We start from the raw sequence: 14696 nt of genomic DNA, 5'->3' as shown, positions 1-14696 counted from the left end.
GAGAGAGAGAGAGACGGTTCCTAGCTTGGCGGGCCGTTGGGGGGGTGCGCTGATGGCACTTCCCAACATCCTCCAGATCATCGAACGGCTCAGGCTCTACCTTGTCCCCGGCGGCTTCATCGGCATGTGGTCCGGCTCGGCTGAAACCATCCCCACGGGCTGGGCCTTGTGCGACGGCACCAACGGCACACCCGATTTGACCGAACGCTTCATCCTCGGGGCGGGGAAAGGGGACACGCCCGGCACAACCGGCGGTACGGCAACGGCTACCCCCAGCGTCGCCGCCGGAAGCGCCAAAACGGGGATCGGCCTTGGCACCGCAGCACCCGGCGGCACGGCGGGAAGTTCAGGAACCGGAATCGCTGTTCAAGGCGCTGCCCTCTCCATCTGGACAGGAGCCGCGGGAACCGGAATCGGCATTCAGTATACGACGCTGGATGGGAACACGCTGCCCTATCACAATCATATGGTTCTCGAATATGCTGGTGTTTCTGGAGAAAACCAAAATCATATTCAAGGGAGCACCAATGGAGGTTCAGGGAACTTTACGTCCTATTCTGGTGCCTCATGGGGTCATATTCACGGCGTCTCCGACCCCGGCCACGCCCACGCCGTCGGCTCGAACGCGCATGGTCACGGCATCACCGACAACGGCCACACGCACACGGTCACGACCGCCGCGCACGGACACGCCGTTACCGACGGCGGGCACACCCACACGCTTACGGCTCAGGCCCTCAGCACCCTGCCGCCCTATTATGCCCTATGCTTCATCATGAAGCTGTAATCGGGCGTGTCTCACTAATACAAAAAAAATGAATAATATCAGCAAGAAAAGACTTGAAACCACCTAAGAAAAGAGCGATCACACAGTCACGGAAAGAGGTTATCAAATAAAAATAAACATATAGGAGAACATACCATGCCGACTGTGTACTTCATCACCGGCTCGCAGAATACCGTCGCCACGTCGCTCATGAAGGGACTTCTTCAGCTCCGGTTCCCGGAGATGACCCTGCTGCTGCAGACCGCAAGTGAGCGGGAAGCAGTCTATGAAATGAAGGCACGCTGCGAACAGTCTGATGTCGTCATGCTGGTCGGCACCCCTGACCCCATCGATCAATTCTGTCTTGGCGTTGCCGAGTCCATGAGCTGCAAACTGCTCTGCGCGGGCCTGCCTGCGGACAAGACATACCGGGCACTCTGGCAGACAGTAGACACAGTTATCCCGGAAGACCACGACGTCGCCGCAGAGACCATCCGGCAGCTTGAGGCGTGGATGTAATGAAAGGGCTCCCTTCGGGGAGCCTCTTTTCAAATAAAATCGAATAAATACGAGAGAAAATGCTTGCAATCCATCCCTGAAAGAGGGATCACGTACCCACAGGAACAAATAAAACAAACAATATCGAGGTATTAAATGTTTGACATAGCTGATGCCCTGAAAAATTTCTGCGCAGAACATGACGGCCAAATGAACTTTTATCCCGGCTATTCCGGACGTAGCATGTATGGCAAAAAATGCCCCGCCATAGTTGTTAATGACGATGCTCAACCCTTCGATATCGCACTCGCGTTGGCCGGTTTTTTGGGCGAAACAGAAGAAGTTGATCCTTACACCATTCACGAATTTTTGGGAGGAAGCCAGATGGACTCTATGGGGCTCGGCTATGTCCTCTACTTCCCGGATGCAAGCTGACGGAATAAGGCCCGCGTGGACGTTGATGTCCGGGCGGGCCTTATAAAAAAACAATAAAATCAGCAACAAAAGACTTGCAATCAACCCCGCAAAGAGCGAACACACAACCACGGCGAGAGTGTAACGCTAGTAAAAACAAGGGGTTAAAAATGAATCGCAAGTTCGGCATTGAAATGGAAATCGTGGGTATCGACCGCCAGACCGCGCTCCGTGCGCTCCGCGCCATCAGCATCTCTGTCCAGAACGAAGACTATAATCACAACACACGTGGGTATTGGAAGCTGGTCAGCGATTCCAGCGTGCGTGGCGGGTTCGAAGTCGTCAGCCCCGTTCTGCACGGCGAGGCTGGCCTCGAGGAGGCGCGTGCTGTGGCTACCGCGCTGGATGACGCAGGAGCGACGGCAAACCGCAGCTGTGGACTCCATGTCCATTTCGACGCCCGAGACCTGACCGCTGGCGACATCCACACCATCGTGCGCCGCTATGCCAGACACGAAGCTGAAATTGACGCATTCATGCCGCAAAGCCGCAGGGGCAGCACCAATACATACTGCCGTTCGGTATCCGACTTTCTCGATGCCCGCTTCGAAAGCGCCAGAACCATCGAAGAAATGGTCCGTGCACAGTCTGGTCGCTATTTCAAGGTGAATTTGCAGTCTTTTCCCAGATATGGCACCGTTGAATTCAGGCAGCATTCTGGAACCGTAAGTGCCGCGAAGGTGACGAGCTGGGTGCGTTTCCTTGGGGAATTCATTGAAGCCTGCAAGACTCCGAACACTCCGGCAGCAGCTCCGGTCATCGAATACCCCGGATTGCGTGGGGTACAGGCCGAACTTGCTGGCATGTTTACGGAAAGCCAGGTTGTAATACTGGATGCGATGTGCGAACGCTTTGGCTGGCTACCTCATACCGGACGAGCTGCGATTACCCGACTGCGCCGTGTCGGACTGCAGATTTCTCCGGTCACTGTTGACGGCCGTCCCGCCTATCGCCTTGACAGCGGACTCGCCAATCGTCCCGCTCCGCAGACCGAATCACTCTGGACCGGGATCAGCGAAGGTGTCGTCCGTTTTTACCGCAACCGTACCGCCGTCCTCGCGGCCGTCGTCTAGGAGAACCATGCGATTCAAAACAATGGATGGAATGCAGCTGGAGGCCGAGAGCTTCCAGCTGCTGGCGGAGGCACTCTGGAAGTCCACCTTTGATCCCGATCCGACCATCGAAGAATGGATGCGCAGCTCGGCAAAGCGGGCAGCGATGTATAACGGCAGCGTGATCAGGACTGAAAGCCCCACTGCCCATGTCGAGGACCTGATACAGGCAGGTTTTATAACCCAATGCCAGTAACAGGACAGGCCGGAGCAATCCGGCCTGTTCTGTTTTTGAGATATTCAATTTTTACTGGTAACGCTCTCTAATATGCCACCCTGCGGCACACCACGCACAGCGCCAGCGGATTCCACATCTCCTCTGTCCAACCCCTGCTCACTTTGCTTGGCCACCAGTTCACTCAATTTCGCATTTGCCCTGCCCATCTCGGTGTTGGCTTCGTGAGCCGCGAGTAGCCGCTCCTTCAGGGCTGCATTTTCCCGCTCAAGTTCCGCTACCCGGCTTCTCAGGCGCTCTGCCTCAGCAGAATCATTCAGGTTCGCAGTATCCTCTTCTGAATCAAAAGGCTCCCCCACTCCCGTTATCAACCACCTGTACGAGAGGCCCAGCTTGTCATGAAGTTTGGACAAGTCTTCAGCACTCGGCCATTGTCCAGCCTCCCATTTCTGCGTTTTACCAGATGAAATGCCAAGACATCTTGATAAACCACGACGGGATATGCCGTTCTCGACCGACTGGGGATGCGCGAGAAAAATATTCCAAACGATCTTGTATTGTTCAGACCAATCTTGTTCCATTTTTACAGCATCCAGAATTAAAAATGTTTGACCTGAACTCTTTTTAGTTCTACATGATCACTAAAGATACATACTGATAGGCAGTCGAAGCATCTTGGGAGTAAAAAACATGCAATTGGTTGCAAACGTAACACAATCTCCACTCACGAGGCAAGAACGGCTCTCCCTGTTTCTGCGAAGGAATGGCAAAAGTATCGCCCAGATAGCAATCGAGATGAATATATCTCGAAGCGGTCTAAGCAAGCTCCTCATCGCGGATATAGCCTCTCCGGAACGTGTGAACCAACTTCTTGAAATGGGTTTTCCTAAAGACTTGTTGCCGGAACCAGTGGCAAGAAAGCGCGGGCGGAAACCGCGAATTCAAACTGAATCTTTTTGAACCGCAACTCAACGGAGTGAAAGAGCATGAGAGGCACTTGCGGCTTTCCCTCACTGCGCCAGCGCGTGCACGCCAGCGTGCTTGGCTGCGACACGCTGGACGGCAAGGGCATCGCGGAACGGCTGGGGCTCAACTACCAGACGTTCATGTCGAGCGTTTCGGGGCAGCCCAAGCACAAGCTCGACGCGGACTGGCTCCTCCCCATCATGGCCACGACCGGCTCGGTGGAGCCGCTGCAATTCATGGCGCGGGAGATGGGCGGCGTCTTCGTCAAGGTAAAGCCCTGCACGGGGACCGCCGATCTCATGGATACGCTCATCAGCAGCGTCAAGGAGTTCGGCGAGTACGCGGCGGAGTGCGCCGAGGATATCAGGGACGGACGCCTGCCCCGCGACCAGCATGACCGCATCCTCAAGGAAGGGCAGGAGGCGCTGGCCTCCATCGCTTCCATGATGCAGCTGGTGCGCGCCGTGCATGCGGAACAGTATGGAGGGGGGCAATGAACTGGACGCTCGCAATGCTGGTGGCCGGGTTCGTTTTTGGGTTTGTCTTTTTGAGGCCGTAAACGGCGGCGGGGAGCCGATCCGCCGCTCGGCGGCATCCCCGCGCAGATCATTGCCGCCCACGCCGGGCGGAGGGAGGAGCAACTATGGGAGAACATGCAGAATCCAGCGTATTGGGCTATCTGATTCCGCTCTACCCGCCCCTGATCGCCCGCAAGGCGGTCAAGTGGTTCACCGGGGGCGGGTTGAGCCCCAAGACGCTTGCCAACGACGACAAGCTCGGCAGAGGCCCCCGCCAGCGGCAGCTCATCGGGGAGCAGGTCTACTATCCCCGCGAAGCGTTCGTCGCCTATCTCGAAAACAAGGGCGTAAGGGTCATTGATGTCCCCGAGATGTGACCGCACGCTCCAGCGTGAGCCGGGCCAGCGCCTTTTCGCGCTTGGCCCGGTCGCACAGGTGCAGATAGCCTTCCGTTACCGCGACGCTGGAATGGCCGAGCAGTTCCTTGAGGGTGTAGATGTCGACCCCGGATTCCAGCATCCGGGTGGCGAAGGTGTGCCGCAGGGTATGCCAGACCACCCGGTTGCGCGGGTCCGTCACGCCGCTGTTCAGGCCCAGCGTCTCGGCAATACGGTTCATGGCCCGGCCCAGAGCTGTGCCGTCGCGCACGCCGCCGTCCCGTCCGGGGAACAGGTAGGGGGAATCGCCCCGGGCATGGCGGCGGAGCACGTCGCGGGCCTCGGGAAAAAGGTATCCGGCATGGACGATGCGCGTGCGGCCGCTTTTGGTCAGCCCGAAGTCGGAACCCGACAGGATGCGGAGCGTGCCCCGTTCCGTGTCCACATCCTCGCGGCGCAGGCGGATCAGCTCCCCGGACCGGACGCCCGTGTCCAGCGAGAGCAGCATCATGTCGCGCAGCTCCGCCGCGAACGCCTTGTGCTGCCCCTCGTAGGCGAGGAGCTGCGCTATCTCGGCGTCCGTCAGGATGCGCAGCCTGCGGGCGTCACTCACGGGGACGCGCACGCCGCGCCCCCTGCGGCTCAGGATGGCGGGATTCTTCCCGGCGTACAGCATCCTCTCGGGCATATCCGGGTGGGGCGTCTCCAAGGCGTAATTGTAGACCTCACGGACGGTTTTGAGGCAGTGCAGCACGGTTTGCGGGCTGAGGCGGGCGTCCGGGTCATTCTGGCCGCGGCCCCTCTCCGGGCGCTTGGCTTCAAGCAGCGCTTTAAGTTCGTTCACGGCGGCTGGCGTAATGTCGGCCGCCCGCTTCTCCCCCAGCTCGGGGAGGACATGCCTGTCCAGAATGCGGGCGACGCCTGCCCCGCTCCGGCGGTTGGCGGCCGCCCACTCCCGATAGAACCCGGCAAGCTCGCCAAAGGTGATCTCCTTCAGGCCCTCCAAGGCGGATTGCCGGGCGGCCTCGGCCTTTGCGCCCGCCGCCAGCTCGCGCTTCTCCTTCAGCGTCTGGGGACGCAGGCCGAGCTTGACGTTGTGTTGCAGCTCCACAAGCAGCGCATGGGCCATGTCGGCCGTCCAGCCTTCGGAAGTCCAGCCGAGCGTCTCGACGAGGCGCTTTCCCCCGGCACGGTGGCGGATGGCCCAGAACCGATCTGGCTTGCGCGCGGTTTTGCGTGTAGGATGTTCCCGGTAGATGACCCCCGGCTTGCCGGGATGCGTCAGCCACGTCCGCTTGGATTCGTCGCTCATATGGTTGCCCGTTGGTTGCCCGCTGTACGGATGTTTATGGGATTCCCTATCCTAGGCTTAGAGCGGATAAACATACAAGCACAATCTGTTATGGTGTTGATAGGTTTCCTATCCGCACCCCGCCAATGTTCTTCTAAGCTGCGGGCCGTGGGTTCGATTCCTCCCTGGCGCACCAATAGATTTCAAGAGGATACATACCAGAGTGTATGTATCCTCTTTGTCGTTTCCGGCCTTGGTTGCCCACTGGTCAATCAAAATGGAAGCAATATTTTTTATTCCGATATATTAACATTAACACCCCATTATCCCCGCCCCGCTGTGCGGCCCTCCGCCTTTCCGGGCCGTGCCGTCCGCTCCGCCAGCCCTCAGCCCCTTCCACGGCGTCAGACCGCGAAGCCCGCCATCCTACACGACCATCCGCAGGCCGCAGTACGCCAGCGACAGCCCCAGCGCGACGTTCAGCCGACGCCCCCAGCGCAGGAACGCGCCACGCAGCAAGTCCCCCGGCAAGCCCCCCATATAAGGTTGCAGCCGGCCCCGATGAACGCAAGGGCCAGACTGTAGCCGACGACAGGCAGGGTCTCGGTGGTCTGGGGCAGGACGAAGGACGAGAGCGCCGTCAGCCCGCACAGCCATACCTTGACGTTGATGAACTGGAGCAGGAAACCGGCGGCAAACCTGGGCGGGCTCGCCGCGCCGCCCTCTTCCGGCGTCCCGGCCACGGCGATGTGCCATGCCAGCCACAGGATATACCCCGCCCCGAGCCAGACCAGCCACGGCATCACCGCCGGGAGCGCGCGCGACAGGGTCAGCGAAAACAGCCCGCTCAGGAGCATCACCACCACAAAGCCCCCGCTGACGCCCCAAATGAGCCGCGAACTCCCACGCAGCCCGTGCCGCCCTACGCAGCTCAGGGTCAGGATATTGTTCGGTCCGGGCGTGATCGCCATGACCAGCGCATAGGTCAGAAAAGCCGTAAAGGTTGCCGTATCCACTTGCGTTCTCCTTGTTTTGCGCTCACAGTACGGCCAGCAAACCCATTTGAAAAGCGAAATATATTTTATTTTGAATTCGAATTTTTCGATATATCGGAGGCGCTATGGATATCGATCGCTTCATCACGCTCCAGACCGTGGTCGAGGAGGGTTCGTTTGCGCGTGCCGCCAACAAGCTGTGCTGCACGCAGTCGACCGTCACATACCACATCAAGGAGCTGGAGCAGGAACTGTCCGTACAGCTCTTTGAAAAAATCGGGCGGCGGATGCTGCTGACCGATGCGGGCAGGACGGTCCTCCCCTTGTCAAGGGAGCTGACGCAGGCCGTGGAGCATATCCGGCGCGCCTTGCGGCCGGGCGAACTGGGCGGCGAACTGCGGCTGGCGATGGGCGAAACCCTGCTGGCCTACCATATGCCGGGCGTCCTCAGCCGGTTCAAGTCCCTTGCGCCGCATGTGCGGGTGTCGCTGCGCTCGCTCAACTGCGACGTCATCCTGGACATGCTGCTGTCTGGCGGAGCGGATATGGGGATATTCTACAGCACGGGCGACGTCCCCTCGCTGATCATGGAAACGCTGGGCACGTTCCCCCTGACGCTGGCGGCCTCGCCGCGCCTGCCGGGGAGCGACGGGGAACCGGACTTTACGCGCCCCAACCAGCGGCTTCCCGTCAGCCTGGTCATCAACGAGGCGCAGTGCGTGTATCGGCTGATGGCTGAACACACGCTGCGCCAGCGGAACATCGTCCTGGACACCGCCATCGAGCTGTGGAGCATCGAGAGCATCAAACGGTGCGTGGAAGGCGGCCTCGGCGTGACCTATCTGCCGAAGTTCTGCATGGAAAAAGAATTGCGGGAAGGCACATTGCGGGAGCTTCCTTTCCACAGCGAGCCGGAAACCGTCACCGCCGTCTGCGCCTACCACGCCAACAAGTGCCTGAGCCCAGCCGCCAAACTGTTCCTCAGCCTGCTTCAGGAGGGGTTGTAGGGCCCGGCTCCATCCGGATGGGGCAGGCCGCCCATCCCCGCCTTATTGCGGGCCCCCGAACAAAACGGCACCACACATGCCGTCCATGTGTGGTGCCGCAACGCTGTGTATTGACACCCTCTTTATCTGCAGGCCCGTCAATGGGCCGCGTGCTCTTCTCCCAGCTGATGCCCGAAGCAGAGCCCGCCGCCACCGCTTTTCTTCACGTGGTACATCGCCTGATCCGCTTTCTGCAAAAGCGCTTCCGCCGTTATGCCGTCTTCCGGATAGCACGCCACCCCGATGCTGATCCCGCAGAAAACAGGCTGGTTCTTCACTGTCCAAGGCTTGTTGAACCGTTCAAGGATGAAGCCGGCCAGACTCGATATGTTGTCTTTCGTAATGTCCCCGCCGCCGACGATGGCGACGAATTCATCGCCGCCGTTGCGGTATACGGCACCCTTGACCATCGGAATCCCGGAGAAAAACTCGCCGATCCTCACGAGGAATTCATCCCCCGCGTCATGCCCGAACGTGTCGTTGACGGCTTTGAACCCGTCGATATCGAAAAACAGCACATAACCTTTCTCGTCTTTCGTGGTATGCTCGATGCGGCGCCTGCATTCGTTGACGAGCATCCTGCGGTTGGGGAGCCCGGTCAGCTGATCGTAGTTGGCCAGGTATTCGATCCGCGCTTCATTCCGCTTGTTCTCGGTGATGTCCGCGCTGCTGACGAGGTGCGCAAGGCGCCCGTCCATCCATCTGAAGGCCGCGCTGAACACCCTGAACCATGAGCCGTCGAAAGGCCGCTGATAATTCCACACATACACCTTGGTCGGGTTCCCCTGCTCATCCACGATCTCTTTCTGCGGGCAGAAATCGCAGGGGCCCGTCTGCCCCGGGAAAAGCACCTTCCAGCACGTCTTCCCCAGAAACTCGGAAACCCCGCCGTAGGGCGCGGCCATCGACTTGTTCACATACAGTATCTCGTGCGTGTGAAAATCGTTGATGTAAATATCTATGCCCGTATTGTCCAAGAGGTTTTCCAAGAACCCCCGCGTGAACGAAAGGTTATCCTGATATATCCGTATCCCCGCGTAGTTGCCGAGCAAAGGCAGCAGGAGGGCGAGCGTGTCCCGGTCGGAGCCCGAAAGCGGCTTCCCCGCCCCCGCGCCGGCGAGGACAAGCAAACCGATAAGGCCCGTCCGTTCCTCCCCTATGGCGCAAACGGCCAGCGACGCGGCGGAAAAAAGCCGCAGCAGCGCCGCCTCATGCGGGGCGTTCCCATCATCCGCAGCCATGAAGGACACGGTTCCCTCCACCAACCGGGCGCGGCATTCCGGCTCGATATCTTCGAGGGCGAACAGTTCACGCAAGGGGACGTCGCGCAGCGTGCAGCATTCCTTCAACTGGAAGCACCTTTGCTGGTCCATTCCATAAACCAAGCCGCAATCGAACGAGAACGCATCACAGAGAAGCTTGAGGGACTCTTTGATGGCTTTCGCATCGGCCTGTCTGGCGGTGAGGAAACCGGCAATGGACAGGAGGAGCCCATCATCCGAGAGGCTAGGCATAACACGACCCCGAGCAAGAGGTTTTCCAAAAAGAGGGAAGCATACCTTTTAAAAGGTGCTGCCGCTTTTTTATTCATACATTCAGCCGGTTGATTCTTCCTTATCCAGCACTAACCATGTTTTTTCCTATTTATATGTGTAAATAAACATCATATTGCCACGACATCTCTTCTTATCCACTTATAACGCCATCCGCAACATCCTTCCGCCCGGTGGCGGAAATTTTCACAGCGGATGGGTGCCCGCCCGCAAAACGGGGGCCTGCCCTTGCCGCGCTGCCAGGCTATGCTTTCCGGACGGTTCCAGCCGCCGGATTGCGGACGCACGGACGCCCTCCGTTTCCGGGATAACGGATACGGGACGGATAAAGAGCCCAACATCGAGATATCTCATCGGAATATATTATTTTAGCCCTCCCACGTGCTTTTGTACTATCCTATATAAATTAATCTATATAGAATGCGGGTATCTTTGGGAGGTATCCGCATGTACAAACGCATCATGGTGTTCCTGCTGGCCGCGCTGGTTATGGCGTCCGGGGCGCAGGCCGCGGGCAACGAATGGAACGACTCGTTCAGCAAAGCCAAGAAGACGCTGGAACGGCAGGTCTATTATGACCATCGGATCACGCTCTACTGCGGGGCGGCGTTCGACGAGAAGAAGAACGTCACCCTGCCGGAAGGGTTTACCGCCGCGAAGCACGGGAAGCGGGCCGGGAAGGTGGAGTGGGAACACGTGGTCCCCGCCGAGAACTTCGGGCAGGCGTTCGCGGAATGGCGCGAAGGCGACGCGCAGTGCGTGGACAACAGGGGAAAGGCGTTCAAGGGCCGCAAGTGCGCGGAGAAGGCCAGCCGGGAATACAGGCTCATGCAGGCTGACCTGTACAACCTGTATCCTGCCGTCGGCGCGGTCAACGCCCTGCGCCAGAACTACAATTTCCAGATGCTGCCGGGCGAGGAAAGCGATTTCGGATCGTGCGAAATGAAGATCGCGGACAGGAAGGCCGAGCCGCCGGCACGCGCGCGGGGGCAGATTGCCCGCACGTACAAGTATATGAACGAGGCATACGGGCCGCGCTACCGGATGAGCCGCCAGCAGCGGCAGCTCATGGACGCGTGGGACAAGATGTACCCGGTGGATCAATGGGAATGCACGCGGGCCAAGCGCATCGAAACGCTTCAAGGCAACAGGAACCCCTTCGTCAAGGGGCCTTGCAAGGAGGCCGGGCTCTGGTAGCGGGGAGGCCCTGACGCGGCACCCCTCCCATCGGGCAAACCGGGGCAAGCCGGGCCGTGGGCCACCGCCCGGCACAGCCCACAGGCTCCCCCTTGGCACACGGGGCGCCGCTGCGGGGCCCGTCCTAAAACAAAAGCGCGCCGAGGGAGTTCCCCCGGCGCGCTTTTACCTGCAAAACAGCCTATCCGTCCCCATGCCCGCAGCCATCCCCTTCTGCCCTCCCCGGACAGCGGGCAAGTTCCGCCCACCCGGACCCACGGCGGGCGTGCCCCTCAGGAACGGCGGCATGGCGTACGCGCGCCGGCCATCAGTCCCCACGGGCCGGGGTAGCCTCAAGAAGCCGGAACAAGGGGCACGCCCGCATCCGCCCCCACCGGGGGAGGCCCCTTTCAAGCGCTTTTGCGGAGATACATCCGCAACCCCATGCCTGCGCCCCACGGCCTGAAGGGAGGGCCCCTCCTCTCCGGCCTATCCCGCCCGCCGCGCACCCGGCAACAGGCCCTCCACCGGATCACCTTCTGCCGAAGATCGGAAATAAGGCACACGGATAGAAGCGCAATCCGCCATTTCATATCTAGTATCGCAAAACAGCAAATGCCATATCATCAGGATAAGACATTCTTCATTTCATAGCATCTTCCGGTGCGGCAAACGCCCTCTTTCCCCAAAAGGATAATAACCCACTATCTCTAAACCCCTTTTCCTCTTTTTAGGAATGTTTCATACATTTATTATTTCACGAGTTGCACCAATCATGGCTGCGGTGTATATATGAAAGCTAAGGCTATGATACTTATGGCGATTGGAATGAGCACAAGGAAAAGCGATCCCCATGCGAAATACGCGTTATCCATTCTTGGGAATAATAATATTATGTACAGTATCCATCATCTTTTGTTTACTGAGCACATTCCTGTTCTATGAGACAAAAGAAAAGGTTTCCACCATATACAAACATCCTTATGCCGTATCCAATGCCGCCCGCGAAATACATTCAAGGGCCCTTGATACGAATTTCTTTTATCGGAAACTTCTGAGCAGCGAAACGAGCGACAAGAAAAAACTTGCCTTTATCGTCCATGAGCGCTTCCTCAAGATGAAAATGGACAGGGATAAAATAAAAGAAAGGTATCTGGGGCCTGAAAAAGATATAGAAAGGTTTTTCAATGCCACGGACGCCTTCCACAAGGCCTTGCTGAAAGGGCTTTCCTACTCCCCTTCACATTCGAGAAAGGAGATCCTTTCCTATCTTGATGCCAATGTGGAGCCCGCCTATATCGAGGTCGAGGATTCGCTCAAAACGATTATCGCTTTTGCCAACGGCAAGATGCGCAAGATTGAAGAGCAGTCTTCCTTTACCGTCAACACGGCGACGGCCGGTTCCCTTTTCCTCGTCCTCGTTGTCCTGACCGTGGCGTTCTTTTTCTACCGGCTTCAAAAAAAGGCCGAACAGGCCATCGCATACCGGGAAAAGCTGTTCGATATCCTGTGCAACAATATAGATGACGTCTTCGTCATTTATCGTGTGCGGGACAAGCGCATAGAGTATGTCAGCGGAAACGCCGACCGCATACTCGGCCTTGAAGGCCACGATATCAGCATCCTGCATTCCCGGCTTTCGGCAGCGAACCAGAAAGTGCTTGACGACTTCGCCAAACTGGCACCGTTCGACGCGCCGAAGGGATGCGACTTTTCGATGAAGGACACCCTGACCGGCGAAGACCGCTTCATGCACCTTCACCTGTACCCCGTGAAGGAAACCCCGGACACCATCCGGTACGTCGTGTCCCTGTCGGATCGCACGTATGAGGTGGAGACGCGGCAAACGCTCAAGGACGCGCTGGAGAGCGCGCAGCAGGCCAACACCGCCAAGCGCGACTTCCTTTCCCGCATGAGCCACGAAATCCGCACCCCCATGAACGCCATCATCGGGATGGCGACCGTCGCCGCCGCCCATATCCAGAACCACGGGCGGGTGGCCGACTGCCTCCATAAGATCAGCTTTTCCTCCAAGCACCTCATGTCGCTGCTCAACGACGTTTTGGACATGTCCAAGATAGAAAGCGGGAAACTCGCCGTCCACCACGAGGCATTCGATCTCCCCAAGCTGATCGACTCCATCGTCTCCATCATGCATCCCCAGACGGAATCGCAGGGGCAGCGCTTCAGCGTGGCGCTGTCCGGCATCGAAGAGGAAAGGCTGGTGGGGGACCCCCTGCGCATCAACCAGATCCTGCTGAACCTGCTCTCAAACGCCAGGAAGTTCACGCCTGAAGGCGGCTCCATCAAACTTGAGATCAGCCAGAAACGCAAAAACGGCGGCGTGCTGATGCGCTTCACCGTAAGCGATACCGGCATCGGGTTGAGCGAAGCCTTCCAAAGGCGGCTCTTCAACCCCTTTGAGCAGGCGGACAGCTCCATTTCGCAAAAGTACGGTGGGACGGGGCTTGGGCTCGCCATCACGCACAACCTTGTCACGCTCATGAACGGCACCATCGAGGTGCGGAGCAAGGAGCACGAAGGCACGTGCTTCACCGTCGAGCTCCCGCTTGCGCTCCCCCCCAACGGCCATGTCCCGAAAAAAGAGCAGGTAGCGCGGGATATGAAAGTGCTCATCGTCGATGACGACCTCGACACCTGCGAATATGCGGCCCTCCTCCTGCGGCGGATGGGCATTGCGGCCAAGTGGGCCCTGACGGTGCGGGAGGCGCTCGATCAGGTCGTGGACGCCCACGAACGGGGCACCGGCTATGACGTCTGCCTCATCGACTGGAAAATGCCGGAGATGGACGGCATCGAGGCCACGCGCCGCATCCGAGAAACGGCTGGGCCGGAAACCCTGATCATTATTACGGCCTACGACTGGACGTCCATCGAACAGCGGGCGCGCAAGGCCGGGGCAAACGCGTTCCTTTCCAAGCCCTTCTTCTCTTCGGCCCTCTATCATACGCTCTCCGCCGTATCGCAAAAGAAACCCGCCTCCGTCGCGGCGGAACTGGAACCGGGCACGGAGGGCCAAACGCCCAGCTTGCGTGGCCGTCACGTGCTGCTGGTGGAAGACAACGATCTGAACCGCGAAATCACTGAGGAAATCCTCAAAATGTGGGGAGCCTCCTTCACATGCGCCGAGAACGGGCAGGTAGCGGTGGACATCTTCACGGCGTCCGCCCCCGGAACATTCGACGCCATACTCATGGATATCCAGATGCCTGTGCTGGACGGCTACGCGGCCACGGCCGCCATCCGCGCGTCCCATTCGCCGGAATCGCAGACGATCCCCATCATCGCCATGACCGCCAACGCCTTCCATGAAGATGTTGTTTCGGCCTTGTCGGCGGGCATGAACAACCACATCTCCAAACCGATCGACCCCGAACGCCTGTATCAGGTGCTGATCGCCTCCTTGCGGGATCAAGCGAAGCCAGCCGGAGCATGAGGGAGAACCCGCATGGGGACGGCTGCTGTTTCCTTTATCCTCCCTTAGCCCGGAGCTGACGCTCCGTCCGAATCACGCAAGGCGCAGACCCCGTTGTTATCCTCCTTTAGCCCGGCGCTGACGCCCCGCCCTGTCCGAACCCAACCCGCATGAACGCATTGGCGGAGCGGGCCGCCGTGGGGGTTCCGGCATACGGCCCGCCGCGTGAGGGTTCGGCTTGGGGCCGAAAAGCCCGGCAAGAGGCGAATGCGGCCCCTGCGCGGGAGGCCCGGCGTGCTTCCAAGATGTGGCG

General features: G+C 58.9%; 15 protein-coding genes. 10 read left to right on the top strand and 5 right to left on the bottom strand.

The window, feature by feature from the left end; genetic code table 11:
* Positions 1 to 52: 52 nt before the first annotated feature.
* The 5 genes from HMPREF0178_RS00115 to HMPREF0178_RS00095 all read left to right on the top strand — a co-directional run bounded on the left by HMPREF0178_RS00115 (position 53) and on the right by HMPREF0178_RS00095 (position 3046).
* Positions 53 to 787: a hypothetical protein gene (locus HMPREF0178_RS00115; RefSeq protein WP_039958381.1), complete on the top strand. Its 735-nt coding sequence runs from the start codon at positions 53 to 55 to the stop codon at positions 785 to 787.
* A 135-nt stretch (positions 788 to 922) separates the two neighbouring features.
* Positions 923 to 1285, top strand: coding sequence for a hypothetical protein (locus HMPREF0178_RS00110; protein WP_009367863.1), 363 nt, complete (start codon positions 923 to 925; stop codon positions 1283 to 1285).
* Positions 1286 to 1420: 135 nt separating this feature from the next.
* Positions 1421 to 1699, top strand: a complete 279-nt coding sequence (locus HMPREF0178_RS00105; RefSeq protein WP_009367862.1) for a hypothetical protein — start codon at positions 1421 to 1423, stop codon at positions 1697 to 1699.
* 149 nt (positions 1700 to 1848) lie between these two features.
* Positions 1849 to 2811, top strand: coding sequence for an amidoligase family protein (locus HMPREF0178_RS00100; RefSeq protein ID WP_009367861.1), 963 nt, complete (start codon positions 1849 to 1851; stop codon positions 2809 to 2811).
* Between the two features lie 7 nt (positions 2812 to 2818).
* Positions 2819 to 3046, top strand: a complete 228-nt coding sequence (locus tag HMPREF0178_RS00095; protein ID WP_009367860.1) for a hypothetical protein — start codon at positions 2819 to 2821, stop codon at positions 3044 to 3046.
* 44 nt (positions 3047 to 3090) lie between these two features.
* On the opposite strand, the gene HMPREF0178_RS00090 is transcribed toward HMPREF0178_RS00095, so the two are convergent.
* On the bottom strand, positions 3091 to 3606 hold the full coding sequence (locus HMPREF0178_RS00090) for a helix-turn-helix transcriptional regulator (RefSeq protein ID WP_009367859.1): 516 nt from the start codon (positions 3604 to 3606) through the stop codon (positions 3091 to 3093).
* A gap of 405 nt (positions 3607 to 4011) precedes the next feature.
* On the opposite strand from HMPREF0178_RS00090, the gene HMPREF0178_RS00085 reads away from it, so the two are divergent.
* The gene (locus HMPREF0178_RS00085; RefSeq protein ID WP_009367858.1) at positions 4012 to 4488 is read left to right on the top strand and encodes a phage regulatory CII family protein; all 477 of its coding nucleotides are present in this window, start codon (positions 4012 to 4014) and stop codon (positions 4486 to 4488) included.
* Positions 4489 to 4634: 146 nt separating this feature from the next.
* On the top strand, positions 4635 to 4886 hold the full coding sequence (locus tag HMPREF0178_RS00080; protein ID WP_009367857.1) for a hypothetical protein: 252 nt from the start codon (positions 4635 to 4637) through the stop codon (positions 4884 to 4886).
* Here HMPREF0178_RS00080 and HMPREF0178_RS00075 read toward each other — a convergent pair.
* Positions 4864 to 6198: a site-specific integrase gene (locus HMPREF0178_RS00075; RefSeq protein WP_009367856.1), complete on the bottom strand. Its 1335-nt coding sequence runs from the start codon at positions 6196 to 6198 to the stop codon at positions 4864 to 4866. The two genes, HMPREF0178_RS00080 and HMPREF0178_RS00075, sit on opposite strands and share 23 nt — an antisense overlap.
* A gap of 458 nt (positions 6199 to 6656) precedes the next feature.
* Positions 6657 to 7193: a LysE family transporter gene (locus HMPREF0178_RS00070; protein WP_009367855.1), complete on the bottom strand. Its 537-nt coding sequence runs from the start codon at positions 7191 to 7193 to the stop codon at positions 6657 to 6659.
* Positions 7194 to 7297: 104 nt separating this feature from the next.
* Between HMPREF0178_RS00070 and HMPREF0178_RS00065 the strand changes: the two genes are divergently transcribed.
* Positions 7298 to 8179, top strand: coding sequence for a LysR family transcriptional regulator (locus HMPREF0178_RS00065; protein WP_009367854.1), 882 nt, complete (start codon positions 7298 to 7300; stop codon positions 8177 to 8179).
* Positions 8180 to 8316: 137 nt separating this feature from the next.
* Here the strand turns inward: HMPREF0178_RS00065 and HMPREF0178_RS00060 are convergent, their stop codons facing one another.
* The gene (locus HMPREF0178_RS00060; protein ID WP_009367853.1) at positions 8317 to 9732 is read right to left on the bottom strand and encodes a GGDEF domain-containing protein; all 1416 of its coding nucleotides are present in this window, start codon (positions 9730 to 9732) and stop codon (positions 8317 to 8319) included.
* 486 nt (positions 9733 to 10218) lie between these two features.
* On the opposite strand from HMPREF0178_RS00060, the gene HMPREF0178_RS00055 reads away from it, so the two are divergent.
* Positions 10219 to 10968, top strand: coding sequence for an endonuclease (locus HMPREF0178_RS00055; RefSeq protein ID WP_009367852.1), 750 nt, complete (start codon positions 10219 to 10221; stop codon positions 10966 to 10968).
* A 1102-nt stretch (positions 10969 to 12070) separates the two neighbouring features.
* Positions 12071 to 14404, top strand: coding sequence for a response regulator (locus tag HMPREF0178_RS00050; RefSeq protein WP_232281149.1), 2334 nt, complete (start codon positions 12071 to 12073; stop codon positions 14402 to 14404).
* Positions 14405 to 14510: 106 nt separating this feature from the next.
* Here HMPREF0178_RS00050 and HMPREF0178_RS22255 read toward each other — a convergent pair.
* Positions 14511 to 14696, bottom strand: a 186-nt coding sequence (locus tag HMPREF0178_RS22255) for a hypothetical protein (protein WP_232281148.1), incomplete at its 5' end; no start/stop codon positions are given.

Source organism: Bilophila sp. 4_1_30, assembly GCF_000224655.1.
Taxonomy (GTDB): Bacteria; Desulfobacterota; Desulfovibrionia; order Desulfovibrionales; family Desulfovibrionaceae; genus Bilophila; species Bilophila wadsworthia.
This window is presented reverse-complemented; position numbering and strand designations above follow the sequence as displayed.